Annotated in this window: 16 protein-coding genes and 1 riboswitch; of the genes, 4 read left to right on the top strand and 12 right to left on the bottom strand. The window is 63.2% G+C overall.

What is annotated here, in order from left to right; translation table 11 throughout:
• Positions 1-306 precede the first annotated feature (306 nt).
• The gene (locus PMI07_RS28315; protein ID WP_051484280.1) at positions 307-6,732 is read left to right on the top strand and encodes a hypothetical protein; all 6,426 of its coding nucleotides are present in this window, start codon (positions 307-309) and stop codon (positions 6,730-6,732) included.
• Positions 6,733-6,803: 71 nt separating this feature from the next.
• Here the strand turns inward: PMI07_RS28315 and PMI07_RS28320 are convergent, their stop codons facing one another.
• The 5 genes from PMI07_RS28320 to PMI07_RS28340 form a co-directional block, all read right to left on the bottom strand.
• Positions 6,804-7,514 (bottom strand): alpha/beta hydrolase, encoded by a 711-nt coding sequence (locus tag PMI07_RS28320; protein WP_081760986.1) that lies wholly within the window; start codon positions 7,512-7,514, stop codon positions 6,804-6,806.
• Between the two features lie 135 nt (positions 7,515-7,649).
• On the bottom strand, positions 7,650-8,267 hold the full coding sequence (locus PMI07_RS28325; RefSeq protein ID WP_037088563.1) for an ABC-type transport auxiliary lipoprotein family protein: 618 nt from the start codon (positions 8,265-8,267) through the stop codon (positions 7,650-7,652).
• 35 nt (positions 8,268-8,302) lie between these two features.
• Positions 8,303-9,673, bottom strand: coding sequence for an MlaD family protein (locus PMI07_RS28330; RefSeq protein WP_024164240.1), 1,371 nt, complete (start codon positions 9,671-9,673; stop codon positions 8,303-8,305).
• Between the two features lie 8 nt (positions 9,674-9,681).
• The gene (locus PMI07_RS28335) at positions 9,682-10,491 is read right to left on the bottom strand and encodes an ABC transporter ATP-binding protein (RefSeq protein ID WP_245277254.1); all 810 of its coding nucleotides are present in this window, start codon (positions 10,489-10,491) and stop codon (positions 9,682-9,684) included.
• Positions 10,492-10,526: 35 nt separating this feature from the next.
• Entirely contained in the window at positions 10,527-11,636 is a 1,110-nt protein-coding gene (locus PMI07_RS28340; protein WP_007764937.1) for an MlaE family lipid ABC transporter permease subunit, read from the bottom strand.
• 155 nt (positions 11,637-11,791) lie between these two features.
• On the opposite strand from PMI07_RS28340, the gene dgcA reads away from it, so the two are divergent.
• A complete protein-coding gene (gene dgcA / locus PMI07_RS28345; protein ID WP_007764939.1) occupies positions 11,792-12,775 on the top strand; it encodes an N-acetyl-D-Glu racemase DgcA in 984 nt (327 codons plus the stop codon).
• Here the strand turns inward: dgcA and PMI07_RS28350 are convergent.
• Both PMI07_RS28350 and PMI07_RS28355 read right to left on the bottom strand, forming a co-directional pair.
• A complete protein-coding gene (locus tag PMI07_RS28350; RefSeq protein ID WP_037088565.1) occupies positions 12,745-13,932 on the bottom strand; it encodes an MFS transporter in 1,188 nt (395 codons plus the stop codon). The genes dgcA and PMI07_RS28350 overlap by 31 nt on opposite strands.
• Positions 13,933-14,041: 109 nt before the next feature.
• Positions 14,042-14,845, bottom strand: a complete 804-nt coding sequence (locus tag PMI07_RS28355) for a UDP-2,3-diacylglucosamine diphosphatase (protein WP_037088566.1) — start codon at positions 14,843-14,845, stop codon at positions 14,042-14,044.
• Between the two features lie 231 nt (positions 14,846-15,076).
• Here PMI07_RS28355 and PMI07_RS28360 point away from each other — a divergent pair, with 231 nt between their 5' ends.
• On the top strand, positions 15,077-17,404 hold the full coding sequence (locus tag PMI07_RS28360) for an NADP-dependent malic enzyme (RefSeq protein WP_007764949.1): 2,328 nt from the start codon (positions 15,077-15,079) through the stop codon (positions 17,402-17,404).
• 177 nt (positions 17,405-17,581) lie between these two features.
• Positions 17,582-18,274, top strand: a complete 693-nt coding sequence (locus tag PMI07_RS28365) for a hypothetical protein (RefSeq protein WP_037088568.1) — start codon at positions 17,582-17,584, stop codon at positions 18,272-18,274.
• Here PMI07_RS28365 and bluB read toward each other — a convergent pair whose 3' ends face one another.
• The 5 genes from bluB to PMI07_RS28390 form a co-directional block, all read right to left on the bottom strand.
• Positions 18,275-18,961 (bottom strand): 5,6-dimethylbenzimidazole synthase, encoded by a 687-nt coding sequence (bluB, locus tag PMI07_RS28370; protein ID WP_007764951.1) that lies wholly within the window; start codon positions 18,959-18,961, stop codon positions 18,275-18,277.
• 79 nt (positions 18,962-19,040) lie between these two features.
• Positions 19,041-19,234: riboswitch (cobalamin riboswitch) on the bottom strand.
• Between the two features lie 27 nt (positions 19,235-19,261).
• Positions 19,262-20,092: a TolB family protein gene (locus tag PMI07_RS28375; RefSeq protein ID WP_037088680.1), complete on the bottom strand. Its 831-nt coding sequence runs from the start codon at positions 20,090-20,092 to the stop codon at positions 19,262-19,264.
• Between the two features lie 15 nt (positions 20,093-20,107).
• Positions 20,108-21,781, bottom strand: coding sequence for an NAD+ synthase (locus PMI07_RS28380; RefSeq protein ID WP_007764955.1), 1,674 nt, complete (start codon positions 21,779-21,781; stop codon positions 20,108-20,110).
• A 58-nt stretch (positions 21,782-21,839) separates the two neighbouring features.
• The gene (locus tag PMI07_RS28385; protein WP_007764962.1) at positions 21,840-22,250 is read right to left on the bottom strand and encodes a GFA family protein; all 411 of its coding nucleotides are present in this window, start codon (positions 22,248-22,250) and stop codon (positions 21,840-21,842) included.
• Positions 22,251-22,405: 155 nt separating this feature from the next.
• A complete protein-coding gene (locus PMI07_RS28390; protein ID WP_007764966.1) occupies positions 22,406-23,779 on the bottom strand; it encodes a 3-deoxy-7-phosphoheptulonate synthase class II in 1,374 nt (457 codons plus the stop codon).
• Positions 23,780-23,792: the final 13 nt, after the last annotated feature.

Raw genomic sequence — 23,792 nt, forward strand, 5'->3', positions numbered from 1 at the left:
AAGCTTTCATTATCATCCGTTTGAAAGAACGACCGTCCGACTTGAAAATGAATAGGAAACTTGAGCTCCGCTTTGTGGATCGAGGGTTTCCGGCAGGCAGCGTTCCATCTGTCGGTCTGCGGGCGGCAGCGCGTCAGATGGGATTTGCCGGGCGAGTATGTAACGAGGCGTAACCGCATGGCAAAGAACCCTAGCAGCGAGTCGGTCGATGAGACGGCGTTCCAGGCGTTGGAAGATGCCCTAAAAATCAATTTCAACGATGAGCAGTCGCGTCCCAGATCAGTGCCCCATGCCTCGGAGGCAAGAGTGTCAGACACCACCAAACCGCGTCAGACCCAGTACCAGGATGATGCCGCCGAATCATACAAATCGGCTGCCACCGAAACCGCTGCCAAGTCTCCGACATTCCAGCCCGCCAACGATGCGGGCAGACGCAGCTCGACGGCGATCCTGCGGACGCTGGAAGGCGGCGCGATGCGCTCGTCGATCCGCAATGCGATAATCGTCTCGATCCTCTGGGCGGTCGGCGGCATCGCGCTCGGGCAGATGATCTACGGCAACCAGCTCTGGCAGATCACCTCGGTCGAAGGCGTCCTTGCCGCTCCCGGCATCGTGGCGCTTGCGGTCTGCATCCTCATCCCGATCATGCTGTTCTTCGCCTTCGCAATCATGATGGCACGCGCTCAGGACCTGAGAACCGCCGCCCGCTCGATGGCCGAAGTGGCACTTCGCCTGTCCGATCCGGAAACGGTCGCTTCCGAGCGGATCATGAGCGTCGGCCAGGCCGTGCGCCGCGAAGTGTCGGCGATGAACGAAGGCATCGAGCGCACCATTGCGCGCGCCGCCGAGCTCGAAACGCTCGTGCATTCGGAAGTGAATGCGCTGGAGCGGAGCTTCACGGACAATGAACTGCGCGTTCGCGGCCTCGTCCACGAACTCGGCGCCGAACGGGACGCGATCGTCAACCACGCCGAGCGCATCCGCTCGTCGATCGCGGGCGCCCATGACCAGCTCAAGGAAGAACTGTCGCTTGCGACCGAGGAAATCTCCATTCGCCTGGCGACATCAGGCGAAGCCTTCGCCTCGATGATCGAGACGCGCGGCGCGGCGCTGATGGAGAAGTCCAATGCCGCCGGCGAAGCGCTCGGCAGCCTGCTGACGACCAAGACCGAGAACCTGCTGCAGACGCTCAACTCTTCCGGCTTCGCGCTTGCCCACGAGTTCGACGAGCGGATGGACGCGATCAACACCGTGCTTTCGCAGCGCGGCCAGGCGCTTCTCAATGAATTCCAGACGCGCGCTTCCTCGCTCGACGCCAATACGGAAAAGCTCAACGCAGCACTTGCGGACCGCACCCGTCAGCTGAACGAGACCCTGCTTGCCCGGACCCGGGAAATCACCGACGGACTTGCCGAAAGCGAACAGACGCTCACCGGCTCGCTCGGCGGCATCCTTGCGGCTCTCAACAGCTCGCTCGAAGAGAAGAGCTCGTCGTTCCGCCAGAGCCTGCAAAGCACCGTCGAAGACGTGGTCCTCGACCTCGACATGCGCTCCGGCTTCTTCGAAGAGCGCCTGCAGACGACCGTCGGTCTGCTCAGCACGACCTTCGACGACAGCATCTCGCAGTTCACCTCCGCCTTCGACCAGCGCGCCGGCACGCTCGACAGCAAGCTGATGGACAGCCTCGCCCGCATCAACGAGACGGTGGCCAGCGGATCGGATGCGATCGAGAACATCCTCTCTTCCAGCGTCGAGCGCATCAGTTCCTCGCTCACCGACCAGTCGCTCGCACTCGAGACGACGCTCGGCACCGGCCAGGAAATGCTGGATGCCATGCTCGGCAGCCGCTCACGCGAACTGTCCGACGCCCTATCTGCCCGCAGCAGCGAAATTCAGGATACGCTGGCATCCCGCGCCACCGAAATCCAGGACGCGCTCGTGACGCGCACCGGCGAACTGCAGGATGTCCTCGGGTCACGGACCAGTCAGCTTCGGGACGTGCTCGGAACACGCACCAACGAACTCCAGTCCGTGCTCGTCTCCCGCACCGAGGAGCTTCAGGAAGCACTCGGAGCGCGCACCAGCGAATTCCAGGACGTGATCGCCACGCGTACCGGCGAACTTCACGAAGCGCTTGAAACACGCACCGGCGAACTCCAATCCGTGCTCGCCTCTGGCACCGGCGAGCTCCACGAAACGCTCGGAGCCCGCACCACTGAACTCCAGGGCGTACTCACGTCCGGCACCGGTGCGCTTCATGAAGCACTCGGAGCGCGCACCAGCGAGCTTCAGGATGCGTTCGGAGTGCGCACCAGCGAACTCCAGACGGTGCTCGCTTCCGGCACAAGCGAACTTCAGGACGTGATCGGAGCCCGTACCAGCGAGCTTCAGGAAGCACTTACGTCCCGCACCGGCGAGCTCAGGGATGTGTTCGAATCCGGCACCAGCGGTCTTCATGCGGGCTTTGCGAGCGCGCATCAGAACATCGAAACGACGCTTGCCGAGCGCAGCAGCAGCCTGCTCAGCACGCTCTCGGAAAACCAGTCCAAGTTCGAACAGAGCCTGGCAATCCGCTCGGGCGCCATCATCGCGGCACTTTCCGGCAGCCACGACCATCTGACCGAAGTCCTGAGCCAGAAGTCCACCGCGATCGAAACGCTGATGGCCGGTGCGCCGGAGCGCCTCGCCGGCATGTTCGACGAAAAGTCGGAGCAGATCTCCCGCACGCTAGCCGCAAGCGAACAGCGGATCGGCAGCGAGCTTGGCCGACGCGCATCCGAAATGGAAACGTCGCTCGATGCCAATCGCGAGCGGATTTCCGAAATCCTCGAGGACAAGTCGATGGAAATCGCGACGTCCTTCGCGCTCGGTGAGGACCGCCTCGCCGGCATGCTGGAGGAGAAGTCGGACTCCATCACCCGCGCGCTTTCGGAAACCGAACAGCGCATGAGTGGCGACCTTGCCCGCCGCACCTCTGAAATCAACGAGGCGCTCGGCGTCAACCGCGACAGGCTGGCGGAAATCCTCGACGACAAGTCGATGGAAATCGCCACCTCCTTCGCGCTCGGCGAAGACCGCCTCGCCGGCATGCTGGACGAGAAGTCGACAGCGATCGCCAACACCTTCATCGATGCCGACGTCCGCATCGAGCAGTCCTTTGCGGCCCGGGCGGAAGCCATCCGCAACGCCTATGCCGACAATCAGCTCAATCTCGACGTATCGCTCGAGAACCGCACGGCCGAGCTCGCCCGCATTCTCGAAAGCGGCGGCGATCGCCTCGAACAGGCTGTCGGCGGCGCAAGCGGCCGCATCGAAACGGTGCTCACAAGCGGCGCACAGCGTTTCGAAACGGGCATGGCGGACGGGCTTGAGCGCGTGGAAGCCGTTCTCGGCTCGACGCAGGAGCGGATCGCGGCGACCATCGGCCTCGGTCATCAGCAGCTGGAGACGACACTCGGCTCCGGTTACGAACAGATCCGCGACACTCTGGAAGAACGCACGAATTCGATCGCAGCCACGCTCGGCGATGCGCAGAGCCAGATCGGAACCCTGATGCAGGACCAGGTGACGTCGCTCGGCACCTCGGTTGCCGCAAGTGCCGGCATGCTGGAAATGTCGCTCGAAACCCAGCAGAACGCCCTGCGTGATGCTATCGATACGGCTGGCCAGTCGCTCGAAGAACGTCTGCGCGACAATGTCGGCACGCTTGCTGTGCGGCTCTCCGATGCCGCCAGCGAGATCGGCCGCTCGGCCGATGCCTTCTCGAACCGCATCCGTCAGACGGTGGGTGGCGTTCAGGGCGCCCTTGAAGAAACCGGCAGCCGCATCGAATCGACGTTCGGCGGGCTCGAAGGCCGCATCCGCGGCGAGATCCTCGAAGCAGCGCAGCTGGTCGATGAAGCGGGCACCAATCTTTCCGCCACGCTCACCAACCGCACCGCCGACCTGGAACGCGTCGCTACCGAGGCTTCTGACCGCATCACCGATACCATGGACGGCCGCACCGCCCGGATCGAGGAGCGCCTCGGCACGATCGACCGCGCACTGACGATCGGTCTCGACAACGTCACCAAGACCATCGAAAGCAAGGCCGTCGGCCTCGCCTCGACGCTGCGCGAAGCGGTCAGTGCCGCTGCCCAGAGCATGGACAGCGAAGCAAGCCGCTCCGCCGAAGTGCTGGCTCGTGCCGGTGCCGAGTTCACCGAGGAACTGAGCAGCCGCAACGCCGAATTCACCAAGGCGATCGAGGAACGTTCGACCCAGATCGTCGGCCGGATTTCGGAAACCCAGAACCGGCTCGCGGGCCAGGCGGCAACCGTGGCGCTCGCCTTCTCGGAAGCCGGCAATGCGATCGTCCACAAGGTTGCGGAAGCCGACAGCCTGGTGAAACGCCAGGTCACGGCAATCTCCGAGGCACTGGACGAGGCGCAGAAGGCGCTCGACTCGCGCGGCGACGGCATCCGCACCACGCTCGCCGATACCGCAAATCAGCTCGACACTGCCATGGACGCGGTCGATCGCGCACTTGCAGCCCGCGGCGACGCCATCCACACGGCCCTCGACGCCCGTGCCCGCGATCTGAACTCCATGCTTGCCGGCCGCTCGGCCGAACTGACCCGCCTTCTCGACGAAAAGGCGCGGCCGATGGTCGAGGAATATGCCGCGACCGGCCGCAATGCCATCGAACAGATGACGACTGCCGCCCAGCAGGGTGCAGAACGGCTCTCCGCCGTGGCGCAGGAAACGACGACCCGGCTTGCCTCGGCCGCAGACGAGACGACCTCGCGGCTTTCTTCCGCGGCGGAAGAGACGACCACACGGCTTTCCTCCGCGACGGATGAATCGACAGCGCGGATCCGCAACGAGAATTCGGCGCTCGTCGACGCGATCGCCGCACGGACCAACGAGACGCTTGCCGCCATCACCCAGCGGACCGAAAGTGCCGCCGGCACAATGCGTCATGTCGAACAGGGCTTGTCTGTCAGCGTCAACAGCCTCATCGACAAGCTGGCGGAAAGCAATTCCAGCATTTCCGCGCTGGTCCAGGAGTCGGCAAAGGAACTCGGCAGCACGGCCGATGCCGTCGCCCACCATCTTTCCGAGGCCGACCGCAAGCTCAGCGCCACGGCCAACCGGTTCGTGCAGTCGGCGACCCACTCCGCCGACATCGTGTCCGGCTCCACCCGCATGCTCGAAGACAATATCGGTCGCATGTCGGACGTTTTCGGGAATACGCTCGATCAGGTCAGCAGCCTCGTCGGCCGCTTCGACGACCATTCGCGCGTGCTGGCCGAGGCAGCCGAGCTTCTCGGTGCCGCCCAGTCCAATCTCGTCAGCACGCTCGATGAACGCCAGACCGCGCTTCGCAACCTCTCCACCGGCCTCGTCAAGCGTTCCGAAGAAATCGAGACGACGATGCGCGGCCTGACGACCCTCGTCGACGGCGCTTTCGAACGGGCGGAAGAACGCTCGCTGCAGGTCGGCTCGCGGCTTCGCGAAAGCCTGCATGCCTCGTTCGCCGATATCGGCCGCACGCTCGGGGAGACCCAGCACCGCGCCGAAGTGACCGCCGATGCGATGCGCGAGGCCCTGATCAGCGCCGGCAGCGACGCCAACCACGCCATCGAGACGACTCTCTCCGATGCCGAGAAGCGGACCCGTGATCTATCCGAGCGGATGCGCGGCAGCATCTCGCAGTCGCTCACCGACGTCGAGCAGCTGCTGTCGGATGCCACAACCCGCTCCGGCAGTGCCGCCGAACAGCTGCGCGATACGCTGCGGGAATCGGTCGAGGAAGCCATCAACCGCTTCTCCGGCGCGACCGACGAAATCCGCCGCTCGGCGCAGGATATCCGCCGCGAGCTGGATACGACCCGCACCGAACTCAAGCGCGGCGCCTTCGACCTGCCGGAAGAAGCCAAGGAAAGTGCAGCCGCGATGCGGCGTGCCGTCTCCGAGCAGATCAAGGCGCTGCAGGACATCTCGGCGCTGGTCGGACGTTCGACGCAGAACTTCGAGATCTCCGAGGCTTCGGCACCGCGCCCGGCGCCTGCTCCCGCTCCGCAGCCGGCCGCTCCGCGTCCGCAGCCGCAGCCTGCCACCGCCGCCATCCCGCAGCCGGCTCCGCCTGCGCCTCGCAACGATCCCTATGCCGGAAACGCGCTGCGCGGTACGTTGCCGCTCGATCGCCAGGCACAGGCGCCCGTCGCCCGCGCACCGGAACCACGCGGCACCGACGGCGGCTGGATCAGCGACCTGCTGCGCGGCGCATCGCGCGACGAGATGGCGGAGACACCGGCGGCACCCCGTCAGCAGCCGCAGCCGGCACCACGTGCCGCCGAACCGGCCCCCGCTCCGCGTGGCAACGGCGACAACCGCAACCCGCGCCATATGGTGGAATCGCTGAACTCGCTGTCGGTCGATATCGCCCGCGCCATCGACCACGACGCATCGGTCGACCTGTGGCGGCGTTACCAGCGCGGCGAGCGCGACGTCTTCACCCGTCGCCTCTACACGCTGAAGGGCCAGCAGACCTTCGACGAGATCAAGCGCAAGTACGACCGCGAACCGGAATTCCGCACCGCCGTCGACCGCTATATCGCCGATTTCGAAAAGCTGCTCGCCGATGTCGCCCGCACCGACCGCGACAAGACGGTAACCCAGAGCTACCTCACCTCGGATACGGGCAAGGTATACACGATGCTGGCCCACGCCGCCGGCCGGTTCAACTAAAATTGCTTTCACCCCGAAAACTGATTTCGGGGTGAACTCATTTCAGCCAGCGTATTTGCAGCAAGGGCGCCCTAAAATCTGGCATTCCCGCTTTTGGCGATTGTATCCCGCAGGATTTCATTCAGGACCTCAGCGCGCTCCAGCGGTACGTAGTGCCCGCAATTCGGAATGATGTGCATTTGCCCTTGCTGTGCCATTTTGGCCTGGGCTGAAGTCGTCTTCGGCCCCGGTGCGACATCATCCGCACCGGTGACGAAAACAATCGGAAAAGGCGCTTCTCTGAGTATCTGATCCCTGCTCGGCCGCGTGTGAAAAACCGTGACGCCTCTGGCAATATCCTCAGGGGCCTGCCGAAGCGCCATGCCCTTTGCATGCGCGGTTATCGAATCGGCGGTGGTCCGTGAAAAAAGCGGAAACCAGAATGTTTCCCATGCCTTTTCAAGCCCCTGCTGATCAATTACCTCAAGGGCGGAGGCGTGAAGAGCAATATCCGGTCGATGCACAGCCTTCGTGCCGACGAGGACGAGCGCTGCTACCCGATGGGGTGCCATCATCGCCACTTCGAGCGCGCAGGAGCCGCCGACCGAGCAGCCTGCAACGATTACGCGGTCACCCTTTACCAGTTCCAATGCTGCTGCGGCCCAATTCTCCATACGATTGCCCATGGCATAAAGGGTCGGTGCATGGGTTGCCCCGGGCAACAGGCCCATCTGGCCTTTCCACATCGAGCCGTCGAGCGGCAAGGCATGCAGCAGGAGCAGTTCTATCTTATCTCTGGGCAAGACGATTCACCCCATGCGCTATGCGAGAAAACGAATCTTATTCTAACTCGAGCAAGCGGCCGATGTGCCGAATTAGACCGAGGAGGCCAAATATTGGTGTCTGAACACCCGCTACCTATTACTGACCGGAAGGGCTCACATCGACTTCAGCGACCAGTCGACGATCTCAGCACCGACCTTGGCGAAGGCGCGATCCAGCGCCTCGATGAAATCGCGGTTCTCGGCGCCCGAGACCGGAGAAGTGGCCTTGAATACGCTCTGGGCGCGCACCGTACCGTTACGGTCGTTGAGGATTTTTGCCGAGATCTCGACATTGGCGAGGCGGGGGCTGCCGGCCGTCACCTCGAAGGCGCGGATATCGGTCACGACCTGGTAGTCGATCGCAAGGCCCTGCCCCGGCTTGCCGACGCCGCCGAGGCGGCCGGAATTCTCGAACGCTTCCACGAGCTTCGACTGGACGAGCGCCGGCAGGCGGTCGCCCCAGCGGGAATCGGAGAGATACTGGATCTCGGAAGGCGAAACGCGCACGATCACCTGCTCGCTGTTCAGCAGCTTCAGCGCCGTGGGTTCCGGCACCAGGATCTGCCGGTTGCGGGCGGAAGCGCCCTGGCCAGAGGGAGTGATCGACAGATCGAACGTATCGTTGTTCGCCTTGCTGCCGCAACCGCTCACCAGAGCCGCGATCAGCGGCAGGGCAAGCAGAGCCGAGGCGCGGGTCGCCGCACGTCGCATCAGTAACTCCGAACCGGTCATTAAAACCCCACTGTCAAACACTGAAAACGCCGCGCTTACCGCCGCGTCCTGCCGTCATATTCCTTCACCGTCTCGCCGCCGAAGATCAGCCGCTGCGGATTCTGGTCGAAATTGGTGATCGTCTGGTCGAGCGACTGCACCGTGCGGCGCGCGTCGTTGACCAGAGTCTGGATGTCCCTCAGGCCGCCTGCAGAGAAGCGCGACAGGTTGTCGGCGATCGGCCCGACCCGCGCATTGATGTTGTCGGCAACGGTGCGGAAGGATTCGAGCGTCTTGCGCGCCTCGGCAAACAGGCCTTGCGAGTCGTCGCTCGACACAAGTCCGTCCACCTTGGCAAGAATGCCGTCGACGCGGCTGGAAGCGTCGTTGAGCTTCTTTGCCAGATCGGTGAAATCGCCGATCGCCCGGTCGATATCGTCCTTGCGGTGAGCGAAATTGTCGACCACGCCTCGGGCCGAGCCGATGGTCTGGCGGGCGTCCTCGGAAGCTGCGGTGATATTGCGGATCGTCGTCGCGACCTGATCGGTGTTGACAGCACTCAGCACGCCATCGGCACGCCTCAGAAGGGTCTGGGCATCCGCACCCGCCTTTTCGAAATTGGCGGCAGCGTTCCTGACATTGGTCACCAAGTCGTCGAACTTATCCGAGGCGGTGGCGATATTGCGGGTGGCGCGCTCGGTATTGGAGACCACGGCGTTGATCTTTTCCGCGTCGATCGCCTTCACCAGCCGTTCGGCTGCTGCAAGGGTGGAGTTGAGCGTTCCGGATACGCGGTCGATCGTCGTCGAGAGCGTCGAGAGGCTGTTCAGGAACTTGTCGATACTGTCGGAGTTCTGAGCAAGCGCCGACGTGAACGTCTCGACGTTGCGGATGGTCTGGGTCAACGGACCTCGCGCGTCGGCGACAAAGCCCTGGATGTCGCCGATCGCATCGTCGGCCCGATCGAGGATTTTGTCGGCGGTGGCGAGCAGGTTGGTGACGCTCGATTGTTCGGCGATCAGCACGGCCGGCCGGCCGGTTTCGATCGATTTCTGGAGAATGTTCTCTTCGCCCTTGGCGCCACCCGAAAGCTCGATATAGGCCGCACCCGTCAGGCCCTGCACTTCGAGTGCTGCCTGGGTGGACTGATAGACCGGCGCATCGGCGCGCACTTCGGTGAACGCGATCGAGAAGCGCGGATCGTCCGGATCGATGGTGAGGCTGCGCACCGAACCGACCGGAATGCCGTTGAACCGGACCGGAGAACCGACCGACAAACCGTTCGCCGAGCCCGGAATGCGGATCGCAAGTTCAGCCGTCGGTCCGCCGCGGCCGGATTGTGCCATCCAGTAGACGAAGCCGAAAGCGGCAGCGATCACCAGCAAGGTGAAGAAACCGACAAGGGCGTAGTTGGCTCTCGTTTCCATAGATTACGTCACTCTTCTACTTCTGCCGCAGGCTGCTTTTCTTGGACCACGACTGACCGCGCCCGCTTGCCGCGGAAATAGGACTGTACCCATGGATCGTCATAGGCAAACATATCCTCAAGCGTACCCTCTACCAAGACCCGTTTCTCGCCGAGCACAGCAATTCTGTCGCAAACCGAGAACAGGCTGTCGAGGTCGTGTGTCACCATATAAACCGTCAGGCCCAGCGTATCGCGCAGCCTGGCGATCAGCGCATCGAAATCGGCAGCACCGATCGGATCGAGGCCGGAGGTCGGCTCGTCGAGGAAAACCAGGTCGGGATCGAGCGACAGGGCACGCGCCAGTGCGGCGCGCTTGATCATGCCGCCGGACAGTTCGGAGGGATATTTGTCGGCTGCGTCAGGCGGCAGGCCGACCATCTCGATCTTCAGGTAGGCGAGTTCGTCCATCAGCGACTGCGGCAGGTCGAGATATTCGCGCATCGGCAGCTGGATATTTTCCTTCACCGTCAGTGCCGAAAACAGCGCTCCGTGCTGGAAGAGCACGCCGAGGCGCGTATCGAGCCCCATGCGCTCGTCTTCCGAGACCGCATCATAGTCGGCGCCGAGAATGTGGATCGTGCCGGAACGGTGCGGCAGGAGGCCGAGCACCGTGCGCATCAGCACCGACTTGCCCGTGCCCGACGCACCGACAAAGCCCAGGATTTCGCCGCGATAGATATCGAGGTTCAGGTGGTCGAGCACCAGCTTGTCGCCGAAGCCGACCGTCAGGTCGCGCACCGACAGAACCACCTGCCGGCCGTTCGCCTTGTCCTCCATCTCGGCCTGCGGTGCCTCTTGCAATCCGTTCTCCATCAGAAATTGATCGCGGAATAGAAGAGGGCGAACATCGCATCCATGAAGATGACGGCGAAGATCGATTTCACCACCGAGGTGGTGACGTGCTGGCCGAGCGATTCGGCGCTGCCACCGACCTTCATGCCCTCCACGGCGGCAACGATGCCGATTGCGAGCGCCATGAATGGCGCCTTGATCATGCCGGAGGCAACGGACGTGTGGTCGATCGCTTCGTGGAGGCGCGAGAGATACGTATCGAAGGTAATGCCGGAATAGACGAGGGCGACGACGGCGGCCCCGAACAGCGCCGAAAAATTGGCGATGATCGTCAGAAGCGGCAGCGCCACGGTCAGGGCCACGAGGCGCGGGAAGATCAGCACGCCGATCGGATTGAGGCCGATCACCGTCAACGCGTCGATCTCTTCGCGCATCTTCATCGAACCGATCTCGGCGGTGATGGCGCTGCCCGAACGGCCGGCGATCATGATCGCCGTCAGGAGCACGCCGATCTCGCGAAGCTGCAGGATACCGACAAGGTCGACGACGAAAATCTCGGCGCCGAAATAACGCAGCTGGAAGGCGCCCTGCTGGGCGATGATCGCGCCGATCAGGAAGGACATCAGCACGATGATCGGCACGGCACGCACGCCCATGCGATCGATATGGGTGACGACCGAGGCCGGCGAGACGCCGGCGCCACGGCCGAACTTCATCTGCGCACCGCGAACCGCCGATCCCAGAATGTGCATGGCCGCATAGAAGTCGCCGCCGAGCGAAACCATCACCTCGCCGATCGGTCCAAACAGCCGCTCGAACAGGTTTCCCTTGGACCCGCTGTCCGCAGGCGGTGCAGGAGTGTGTTCGGGCAACACGCCGATCAACTCGCGGATCGGGCCTTCGCCACCCACCAGGGCAGCTTCCTCGCCCTGCCCGCCCTTGGCGGTCATGAGCCTGCGGATCAGCCAGGCGCCGGCGGTATCGACGCCGGTTATACCGGTAAGGTCGATCTCCACCTTTCCTTGGCTCTTGGCCTGTTCAAACTGCTCGAACTCCTTGAGCACCGGCCCGATCGTCGGACCACGCCATTCGCCGGCCAGCACGTACCGCTCACCGCCGTCGCCGGGCATAGGTTCGGCCTTGATTTCGGCTGGCTGCAACGTCACGTGTTTCTTTCGCGCTTCAAGCTTGTCTGAAGTTTCAATATCATGCGGTTGATCGCACTTTCGAGACCGGCAATATAGCCACCTCATAGGGATTTGCCATTAACGGGACGCGTAAAACCATGAGCCGTCACCTCCAAGCCACAATAGAAACCTTTCCGATCGCCGGTTCCTTCACGATTTCCCGTGGCTCCAAGACCGAAGCGGATGTGATTACCTGCACCGTCCGTGAGAACGGCTTTTCCGGCCGCGGCGAATGCGTGCCTTACAAGCGCTACGGTGAAAGCCTGGATGGCGTGATGGAGGATATCAACGCGGTCGCCGAGGCAATCCTCAACGGTCTGACACGCAAAGAGCTGCAGAGCCGGATGAAGCCCGGCGCGGCGCGGAACGCCGTCGACTGCGCTCTCTGGGACCTTGAGGCCAAGCAGAGTGGCAAGCGCGTTGCCGATGTCATCGGCGCCACCAGCCGAAAACCCTTCGTCACGGCCTTCACCCTGTCGCTCGGCGAACCGAAGGCCATGGCCGCCGAAGCGGCCAGGCACGCGCAGCGACCGCTTCTTAAAGTCAAGCTCGGGACGGACAATGACGAGGCGAGGCTGAGGGCCGTTCGTAGCGCCGCGCCGGCGGCGCGGATCATCGTCGATGCCAATGAAGGGTGGACGGAGGAAAACCTCGCGCACCATATGGCGATCGCCGCCGAAACGAATGTGTCGCTGATCGAACAACCGTTGCCGGCTGGGCGGGATGCGGCGCTAGGCCGTATCCGGCGCCTCGTCTCGGTTTGCGCCGATGAAAGCGTGCATGCCACGAAGGACCTGGAAAGCCTTCGTGACCGCTACGACGCGGTCAATATCAAGCTCGACAAGACCGGCGGGCTCACCGAAGCGCTCGCCATGAAGGCGGAAGCGCAGCGGCTTGGATTTGCCGTGATGATCGGCTGCATGGTCGGCTCGTCACTCGCCATGGCGCCGGCCGTGCTGCTTGCCCAGGATGCGGATTATGCGGATCTCGACGGCCCGCTGCTGCTTGCCGGCGACCGGCCGGACGGGCTGCGTTACGAAGGATCCCTCGTCTACCCGCCGGAAGCGGCCCTCTGGGGCTGAAGTCTTGCCGCGAGCGCGATGATCGACAGGCCGACAAGCGCCAGAACGGACATGGCAACGTAGCTCGTCAGGCCGAACTGGCGGTAGAGCACTCCGGACAGCACTGTCGACAGCGCCAGGAAGACGCCGTTGTAGAAGACATAGGCGCCCTGCATCGAGGCTTCCTGGTCCTCGCGCACCGCCTCGACCAGCCGGTGCTGGATGCCGATATGCACGAAGGCGAAGGTGAAGGCATGGGTGGCCTGTAGCGCCAGATACCCCCAGAAATCGAGCGGCATCGGAAACAGCGTCCAGCGCAGCACCGCCACGGCACAACCGATTCGCATCAGCGTCCAGGGCGAGATCCTGCGGGCGATCCAGCCAGCGGCGAAGAAGACCAGGATCTCCGACACGACTGCGGCGCTCCAAAGCACGCCGATCGAGCCGTTCGAAAAGCCGATCTGCTGCCAATGGATCGAGCCGAACGTATAGAACATGCCGTGGCCCGCCTGCGCGACCGACGCGCCGATCATCAGCACATGCAAATCGAGACGCCTGAGCGAGCTCGGTTGAGGCGCCCTGTCGACATCCGGCCGCAAAACCGCCCGGCCGAGCCTGGGTGCAGCAAAGGCGACAGCAACAGTCAGGAGAAAGCCGAGCGCCATCGCCGACGGGATGGCCTGCAGACCCCAGAACCCACGCAGTTCTCCGACGAAGAGCGCCACGGCCACGAAGCCGACCGAGCCCCACACGCGCATCGAGCCATACTGGAAACCCCAGCGCCGAACGCCGCTGACGGCGATTGATTCGACGATCGGCGCATAGGGCGCGAAAACCGCCGCCTGAACGGCGACGACGATCAGAACGGGCCAGAAGTCGTGGGTGAAGAACATGGCGAATGCCGTCAGCAGCGACAGGGCACCGGACCAGGCGAGCATCAGGGTTCGTTCCGTCATGCGGTCGGCAAGCAGGCCCGCCACCGGGGCCGCCGCCACGCGCAGGAAAAGCTGGGCTGCGAGCACGATGCCGATTTCGAATTCGGTGAAGGCCAGCCCGTCCAGCCAGACGGGCAGATAGGGCAGAATCACGCCGTTCACCCCGAGCGGCGCCCCATAGGCGATCGCACAGCGCAACTGGAAGAACCGGGGCGCAGCCTGCGCCGTATTTGAGGGAATCACGATTTCACGGATGGGTTGCTGAAGTTTCAGCTTACCTAACACACAGCCTCGTGCCTGCCTATGGCAAGAAATGGCCGCTTGACCGGTCGGTCCTTCTATTGCAAGCCGGTCAGGCGGCCTGCATGTCCTCGACGGATTGCGGCGCCGGCAGGGACTTGATCTCGGCCGTGACGGTGATGTTCTGCCAGGAGATCATCTCCAGCGTGCCGTCGAAGTTTTCGGCGATCGCCGTGCAGCTTTCCACCCAGTCGCCGGTATTGACGTAGTGGATGCCGTCGATGTCCTCCATCACGGCGTGATGGATGTGGCCGCAGATGACGCCGTCGACATTGTTTCGGCGGGCTTCGTCGGCGACGACTCGCTGGAACTCGCCGATGAAGTTCACGGCATGCTTGACCTGCAGCTTGGCCCAGGCGGAAAACGACCAGTAGGGCATGCCGAGACGGCGGCGGATGGCGGCAAGGCCGATATTGATGACGATGGCCGCGTCATAGGCCCAGTCGCCGAGATAGGCGAGCAGGCGGGCATTGCGGACCACGACGTCGAATTCGTCGCCATGCAGGATCAGGTATTTCTTGCCGTCGGCCATTTCGTAGATTTCGCGCTCGGCGACTTCGATGCCGCCGAAATGCGTGCCCGGGAAAGAGCGCAGGAATTCGTCGTGATTGCCGGGGATATAAACGATGCGGGTGCCTTTGCGCGCCTTGCGCAGCAGCTTCTGGACCACGTCGTTGCAGCCCTGCGGCCAGTACCAGTTGCGCTTCAGCCGCCAGCCGTCGATGATGTCGCCGACCAGGAAAATGGTCTCCGCTTCATGATAGCGCAGGAAATCCAGGAGAAAATCCGTTCGGGCCGCCTTGGAGCCCAGGTGAACGTCCGAAATGAAGAGCGTTCTGAAATGCCTTGTATCCATCTCACCGGTCACGAAGTCGTCCTTTCGCTGCCGCTTCTACGGGCTTCAAAACCAGACTCGTGTTTCAGGATGATGACAGAGGCCGGGAAAGGTGGCTCCCCGCCCCCGATCGGCCATGTTCCAATTTCCGTCGTGGCGGCAAATTAGCTGCTGTCGCTTCCGGTTGATTGATGTAATGAGGGGGCTCTCCTTTCGACCCTCAAAGACAGAACAAGCAAGCCAGGAGGAACCATGAACGCGCAGGACAAACCGAAGGCGCCGGCCATGCCGGTCAATGCCGATCTCGATGAACAGGCGCTGTTCTTCCACCGCTACCCGCGGCCCGGCAAGCTGGAGATCCAAGCCACCAAGCCGCTCGGCAACCAGCGCGACCTGGCGCTTGCCTATTCGCCGGGCGTTGCAGCGCCATGTCTCGCGATTCGCGACAATCCGGACATGGCGGCGGATTATACCGCCCGCGCCAATCTCGTTGCTGTCATCTCAAACGGCTCGGCCGTGCTCGGTCTCGGCAATATCGGCCCGTTGGCCTCCAAGCCCGTCATGGAAGGCAAGGCCGTCCTCTTCAAGAAATTCGCCGGCATCGACGTGTTCGATATCGAGATCGAGGCGCCCGGCATCGAGGCGATGGTCTCGACCGTCTCGGCGCTTGAGCCGACCTTCGGCGGCATCAACCTCGAAGACATCAAGTCGCCGGAATGTTTCGAGGTCGAGCGCCGGCTGCGTGAAAAGATGAACATCCCGGTCTTCCACGACGACCAGCATGGTACGGCGATCATCGTCGCCGCGGCGATCCTCAACGGGCTGGAACTGGCCGGCAAGAACATTTCCGACGTCAAGATCGTCACCTCGGGTGCGGGTGCCGCGGCGCTCGCCTGCCTGCATCTCCTCGTCTCGCTCGGTGCGAAGAAGGAGAACATCTGGGTCCACGACATCGAAGGCCTCGTCTATGACGGGCGCAACACGCTGATGGACGAGTGGAAGGAAATCTACGCGCAGAAGTCCGACAACCGCGTGCTGGCCGACAGCATCCGCGGTGCCGACGTGTTTCTCGGCCTTTCCGCCGCCGGCGTACTGAAGCCCGAGCTCCTGGAGCAGATGGCCGCAAAGCCGCTGATCATGGCGCTCGCCAATCCGACGCCGGAAATCATGCCGGAGCTTGCCCGCGCCGCCCGTCCGGATGCGATGATCTGCACCGGCCGTTCGGACTTCCCGAACCAGGTCAACAACGTGCTGTGTTTTCCCTATATCTTCCGTGGCGCGCTCGATTGCGGCGCCCGGACGATTAACGAGGAAATGAAGATGGCGGCGGTCAAGGCGATCGCAGCGCTTGCCCGCGAGGAAGTTTCCGACGTAGCGGCGCGCGCCTATTCCGGCGAGACGCCGATTTTTGGCGCGGACTACCTCATCCCCTCGCCGTTCGATCCGCGCCTCATCCTGCGCATTGCGCCTGCGGTCGCAAAGGCAGCCGCCGAGACCGGCGTCGCCTCCCGGCCGATCCATGATTTCGAAGCCTATCTCGACCAGCTGAACCGCTTCGTCTGGCGCTCCGGATTCGTCATGAAGCCGATCTTCAGCGCCGCCAAGGTTTCCGAAAAGAATCGCGTGATCTTCGCTGAAGGCGAGGACGAGCGCGTGCTGCGCGCCGCCCAGGTTCTGCTCGAAGAGAAGACCGCAACCCCGATCCTGATTGGCCGTCCTTCCGTCATCGAGGCGCGGCTGGCGCGTTTCGGCATCCGCATCCGCCCGAATGTCGATTTCGCCGTGGTCAACCCGGAAGACGATCCACGCTATCGCGACTATGTCGACGAATATTTCGCGCTGGTCGGCCGCGAGGGTATCAACCCGGAAGCGGCGCGCACCATCGTGCGCACCAACAACACGGTAATCGGCGCGCTGGCCGTCAAGCGCGGCGATGCGGATGCGCTGATCTGCGGCGTCGAAGGCCGCTATGACAAACATCTCAACGACGTGAACCAGATCATCGGCAAGCGTCCGGATGTCTGCGCCTTCTCGGGCCTCAGCCTGGTCATCTCCCAGCGCGGCGCGATGTTCTTCACCGACACGTTCGTCAACTACAACCCTTCCGCGCAGGAGATCGCCGAGATCACGGTTCTGGCCGCCGACGAAATCCGCCGGTTCGGCATCACCCCGAAGGCGGCGCTGATCTGCCACTCGAACTTCGGCTCGCGGGATTCCGAAAGTGCGCAGAAGATGCGCGCCGCTCTGAAGCTGGTGCGTGGGCGCGCGCCGGAGCTGGAAGTGGACGGCGAAATGCAGGGCGGCTCGGCACTGTCGGAAACGCTGCGCAAGCGGGCAATGCCGAACGGTTCGCTCACCGGCGAAGCAAATCTACTGGTCTTCCCGAACCTCGATGCGGCAAACATTTCGCTCGGCCTCGTCCGCAACCTGACGGATGCCCTGCATGTCGGCCCCATCCTTCTGGGGGCGGCGCTGCCGGCACATATCCTGTCGCCGTCCGTCACGTCGCGCGGCGTGGTGAACATGGCGGCGCTCGCCGTCGTGGAAGCATCGCAGCCCAGCCTGCAAATTCAACCATAAGTAGTATTTCACTCATCTGCATCGGTTTGAGCCCTGAACCGGGCTCAAACTCTTCGCCATCGACGATATACGCCAGACATCACGCACGATTTCAACGAGCGGTGATCGCGGCTTTATGAGATTGTCAACCGGCACGTTTCATGATGCCATCTCCCACTCAAGGGGAGGATGCCGGAATTGCCGATACCGCTTCGCGGCCTGCTGACCATACCGCTGTTGCTTCTGCCTGCCGCAGCACTTGCAGGAGACCCTGCCGTTTGCGCGGCCCTCTACCGGAAACTCGGAAACAGCCCGCAGATCATCGGCAGCACGTCTGCGGCGCGCAGCTATGCCCAGCAGCTCGGCGAATACAATGCCGATATCCGCGAACTCAGGATCGACATGCGCCGCGCCGGCTGCGGTAACGGAAGCGTCGTGGTTCTGGGTGGCCCCAATGCCGAGGTCTGCGGCCAGATGCGGGAGGCGCTGGACAGAATGGAACAGAGCCGCGACGCGCTGGCGGCCGAACGGAACAGTTTGCGGCAGATGATCCTGCCCTCGGAGGAGCGGACTGCCATTCTCGCCGCCATTCGCGAGCAGCGCTGCATCCCCTCTTTCGAGCCGCTGCCGCCCGTTGTCGATGACCGGCGGAAGGTGCCGGGCATCGAGCTTCCCAGGCAAGAGCAGCCCTATTCGGGGATCACCAACCTGCGTACCCGCCCGCCGCAAAAGCCGCAGGCAGCCGCTGTCCAGCCACCGGTGCTCACGCCGCCGCCGGAGCGACCATACGATCCGAACAAGAAGGTGCGCACCGTCGGGCCGACTTTCCTGCCAGAAGCAAATATCGATCTCGCCAATCCGAAATCGGCAGGACCGCAGCCGCAGCAATAATCAACGGCTCTCCCATCGGTCCTGAAAGACCAGCTCATTCAAGCCTAGGCGCTGGCGCCACCCCTTGAGCGCCAGTTCCGGTTCGACGTAGAGCTGGTCGACATAACCGAGGCAGAGCCAGGCGACGATCTCGATGCGGTCGGGAATGCCGAGCAGTGCGCGCACGTCCTCGTCGCGAAAAATGCTCACCCAGCCGACACCCACGCCCTCGGCCCTTGCCGCAAGCCAGAGGTTCTGGACGGCGCAGACGGTCGAATAGGCGTCCATACGCGGATTGTGGGTGCGGCCGAGCACGACCGGGCCGGCACGGTCCGGATCGCAGGTGACGCAGATCGACAGCGGCGCCTTAACGATGCCTTCGAGCTTGAGGCTGCGATAGAGATCGCGGCTTTCCTCGGCAAACATCTCAACCGCCTCTTCATTGGCACGCGAGAAGGCGGCCCGAGCCGACTCCCGGATCGCCGGATCGCGAATCAGGATGAAATTCCAGGGCTGTAGGAAACCGACCGAAGGCGCGGCATGGGCGGCGGCAAGCAGGCGCGTCACCAGTTCGTCCGGCAGGGGATCGGGCAGGAACTGGTCACGCACGTCACGGCGCGTCTCGATCGCCCGGTAGACGGCCGCACGCTCGGCCTTCGAAAATTCACCGGCAGGCAGCAAGGCATGCGCGAAAGGATCAGGCTGCATCGTTTGTCCCCAACAATGCTGTCGCTCCCCTGCCTTTGAGAGCAAGGAGAGGTCCGAAACCTTTCCGCCGTCCGCGCGGGGTCGGTCTATCGTGTCAGGCCGGTCTTCTGACTTGGCTTCATCCGCTTCCCGCCGCCGCCTTCCCGGGAAAATCCCAGTGGCTTTCAAATTCTGCGGCCGAGCGTCCACCTCACAGCGTTGGGCACGTTCCGGATCTGCCCCGGATTCCCGATTCTCCGGCTTGTCGCCGACACCTGACAGGATCGGTTATGCCCTCACGCCATCCCCGGCGCAAGGTGCTCATGCGACGGGGAAATAGCGCACATAGGCAAATTCATCACCGCCAGGCGACCAGTTGGGCGAGTTCATCGTACCCTGCCCGCCGAAGAGATCGAACAGCGTCTCGACATTGCCGCCGTCCATGTCCATCAGCCGGACGCGGACGTTCAGATCGCGCGGATGGTCGAAGACATCGGCGTCGTAGGAGACAAACACGATCTTGTCACCCTTCGGTGACGGATGCGGAAACCAATCGCCGTAACCGCTGTCGGTGATCCGCTCGGCCGCGCCGCCGACGGCCGGAACGCGCCAGATCTGCATCAGCCCGGTGCGGCTGGAGTTGAAATAGATCCAGGCGCCATCCGGCGAGTAGTCCGGCCCGTCATTGCGCCCCTCGCCAAAAGTCAGCCGGGTCTCCTCGCCGCCTTCGACGCCGATCGTATAGATATCGAATTCGTCGCCCCGAATGCCGCAATAGGCGAAGCGCTTCCCGTCCGGCGACCAGCCATGCCAGTAGGACGGCAGGTTCTGCGTCACCAGCCTCGGCGTGCCGCCTTCGGCGGGAAGGACATAGATCGCCGACTTGCCGAATTCCACCTTGTCGGAAATGGCGATCAGCGAACCGTCCGGCGAAATGCCGTGGTCGTTGTTGCATTGCCGGGCGAAGACGGTATCGACGCGTTGCGGACCGCCGCCACAATCCGGTGACAGCCGATAGATCAAGCCCTCGCTGTTGAGCATCAGGTAGCCTCCGTCCGGCGACCAGTTGGGGGCCTCGAACAGGGCTTCCGTCTGCCAGACCACCCGCATCGTCCGGGTTCGGATGTTGTAGATCTCGACCGAACTGCGCAGGGCCATGACCCTCTCCTACCGATCCCGGAAACGGTTGGTGATCGGGTAACGCCGGTCGCGGCCGAAATTCTTCTTGGTGATTTTTACGCCCGGCGCCGACTGCCGTCGCTTGTATTCGGCCAGATAGAGCAGGTGCTCGATCCGGTGCACGGTGGCGATGTCGTGGCCGCGGGCGATGATCTCTTCCGTGCCCATCTCCAGCTCGACCAGGCATTCGAGAATGTCGTCGAGCACCGGATAGGGCGGCAGCGAATCCTGGTCGGTCTGGTTGGGTCGCAGTTCTGCGGATGGCGCCTTGGAGATGATGTTCTTCGGGATCACCTCGCCGCTTGGGCCGAGAGCTGTCGGCGGCAGGTGTTCGTTGCGCCAGGCGGCCAGCGCATAGACCTGCATCTTGTAGAGGTCCTTGATCGGGTTGAAGCCGCCGTTCATGTCGCCGTAGAGGGTCGCATAACCGACCGACATTTCCGACTTGTTGCCGGTCGTCACCACCATCGAGCCGAACTTGTTGGAGATCGCCATCAGGATCGTGCCGCGCGCGCGGCTCTGGAGGTTCTCCTCGGTAATGCCCTCCTCGGTTCCCTCGAACAGTTCAGCAAGCGCCGACGAAAAACCGTCCACCGGCTCGGCGATCTGCACGATGTCATAACGGCAGCCGAGCGCCCTGGCGCAATCGGCCGCATCCTTCAGCGAATCCTCGGACGTATAACGATAGGGCAGCATCACCGTGCGCACCCTCTCCTCGCCGAGCGCATCGACGGCGATCGCCGCGCAGATTGCACTGTCGATGCCGCCGGACAGGCCGAGCACAACCGACTTGAAGCCGTTCTTGTTGACGTAGTCGCGGAAGCCGAGGAGGCAGGCGCGGTAATCCGCCTCCTCCTTTTCCGGGATGCGCGCCATCGGCCCGCGGGCGCAGTGCCAGGTCTCGCCAATCCGCTTCCATTCGGTGACGGCGACGGCCGTTTCGAACTGGCTCATCTGGAAGGCGAGCGACTTGTCGGTGTTGAAGGCGAAGCTGGCGCCGTCGAAGACCAGTTCGTCCTGGCCGCCGAGCTGGGCCGCGTAGATCATCGGCAGGCCGGTCTCGATCACCTGTTTCAGCACGACCTGATGGCGGATATCCACCTTGCCGCGATAATAGGGCGAACCGTTCGGCACGAGCAGGATTTCCGCCCCGCTTTCAGACAGGGTCTCGCAGACGCCGAGATCGCCCCAGATGTCCTCGCAGATCGGGATGCCGAGCCGAACGCCGCGAAAATTCACCGGTCCGGGCATCTCGCCGGCGATGAAGACGCGCTTCTCGTCGAACTCGCCATAGTTCGGCAGGTCGATCTTGTCGCGCACCGCGATCACCTTGCCGCCGTCGAGCACGGCGATCGAATTGTGCCGGCCCTCCGCGCCCTGGCGAGGAAACCCGATGATGACGCCGGGGCCGCCATCCGCGGTGTCGGCCGCAAGCTCCTCCACCGCCTTCAGGCAGGCCTTTAGGAAAGCCGGCTTCAGGACGAGGTCTTCCGGCGGATAACCGGAGAGGAAGAGCTCTGTGAACAGGATGATATCCGCCTCCTCGCGGGCAGCATCCCTTCGGGCTTCTCGGGCCAACGCCAGATTGCCGGCGATATCGCCGACGGTCGGGTTGAGCTGGGCGACGGCGATGCGGAAAGTCTGGCTGATGTCCTGGGTCATGATACCGATTTAGCGTCAGCCGCAGGCGGCGGCAACGTTGTTCCGTGATTTTTATGGTTCAGGCGGATGCAGGACGATCGCCCGGATAATGCGGCACGCCGTCCTCCAGCAGTTCGTAGAAATCTCCCTTGTCGGCGCAATAGATATGCTCGCCCATCACAAGCCCGCTCGGCTGATCGAAGGCGCCCGCCAGGATCGAAATGCTTTCCGCGCCCTCCGCCTGCCAGAACAGCGCCGAGCCGCATTGCGAGCAGAAGCCGCGCCGCGCTTCATCGCTGGCGCGATACCAGCTCAGCATCTCCTCACCTTCGAGCGTCATGTTCTCGGCGCGAACGCTGGTCGCCGCGTAATAAAGCCCGGTCTGGCGGCGGCATTGCGAACAATGGCAGGCCGTGACCGTCCGCAGCGGACCAACCGTTTCAAACCGGATCGCCCTGCACAGGCAACGACCGCTGTTCTTCTGCTGCATGCACCATCCCCAATGAACGCGAGACGCTCAGTGTCGCGAGCACGAGCCTCGGGGTCAAATCTATTCGGCTGATGATGACCATCAGGGGAAACAATACGAAGAAAGGCCGGCGTCACCGCCGGCCTTTCTGATTTCCAACCATCCTAAGCGGCGGTTCAGCCGTTAACGACCATCCGCTTTTCGTCGCGGCCGCTCTTCATCCGCTCGGCGAGCAAGAAGGCCAGTTCCAGCGCCTGGTCGGCGTTGAGGCGCGGGTCGCAATGGGTGTGGTAACGGTCCTGCAGGTCGCCGGCCGTGACGGCGCGGGCGCCGCCGGTGCATTCGGTAACGTCCTTGCCGGTCATCTCGATATGGATGCCGCCCGGATGGGTGCCTTCCGCACGATGAATCTGGAAGAAGCTCTCGACTTCCGACAGGATCCGGTCGAACGGCCGGGTCTTGTAGTTGTTGAGCGTGATCGTGTTGCCGTGCATCGGATCGCAGGACCAGACCACCTTCTTGCCTTCGCGCTCGACGGCGCGGATCAGCTTCGGCAGGCTGTCGGCGACCTTGTCGTAGCCGAAACGGCAGATCAGCGTCAGGCGGCCGGCTTCGTTGGCCGGGTTCAACGCGTCGATCAGCTCGATCAGGTTGTCGGCCTGCAGCGACGGGCCGCATTTCAGGCCGATCGGGTTCTTGATGCCGCGGAAATATTCGACATGCGCATGGTCGAGCTGGCGGGTGCGGTCACCGATCCACAGCATATGGCCCGACGTCGCGTACCAGTCGCCCGAGGTGGAGTCGACGCGGGTGAACGCCTCTTCGTAACCGAGCAGCAGCGCTTCATGGCTGGTGAAGAAATCCGTCTCGCGCAGGCTCGGCTGGTTTTCGGCGGTAATGCCGATCGCCTTCATGAAATCCATGGTTTCGCTGATGCGGTCGGCGAGCTTGCGGTAACGCTCACCCTGCGGGCTGTCCTTGACGAAGCCGAGCATCCACTTGTGGACGTTTTCGAGATTGGCATAACCGCCCATCGCGAAGGCGCGCAGCAGGTTGAGGGTCGCGGCAGACTGGCGATAGGCCATCATCTGGCGTTCCGGATCCGGCGTGCGGGCTTCTTCGGTGAATTCCGTACCGTTGACGATGTCGCCGCGATAGGTGAGCAGCGTCTTGCCGTCCTGCGTCTCGTGCGAGTTGCTGCGCGGCTTGGCGAACTGGCCGGCGATGCGGCCGACCTTGACGACCGGAAGCTGGGCGCCATAGGTCAGAACGACGGCCATCTGCAGGAACGAACGGAAGAAGTCGCGGATGTTGTCCGCGCCATGTTCGACGAAGCTTTCGGCGCAGTCGCCGCCCTGCAGCAGGAAGGCATTGCCTTCCGCGACGCTGGCGAGCTGCTTCTTCAGGCGGCGGGCTTCACCGGCAAAGACAAGCGGCGGAAAGGTGGCGAGCTGAGCTTCCGTCGCTGCCAGCGCGGCCTTGTCCGGAAATTCCGGGACCTGCTGGATCGGTTTCTGCCGCCAACTGCTCGGGGTCCAATTCTGTGCCATCTCACTCACCTGT

Source organism: Rhizobium sp. CF080 (genome assembly GCF_000282095.2).
Taxonomy (GTDB): domain Bacteria; phylum Pseudomonadota; class Alphaproteobacteria; order Rhizobiales; family Rhizobiaceae; genus Neorhizobium.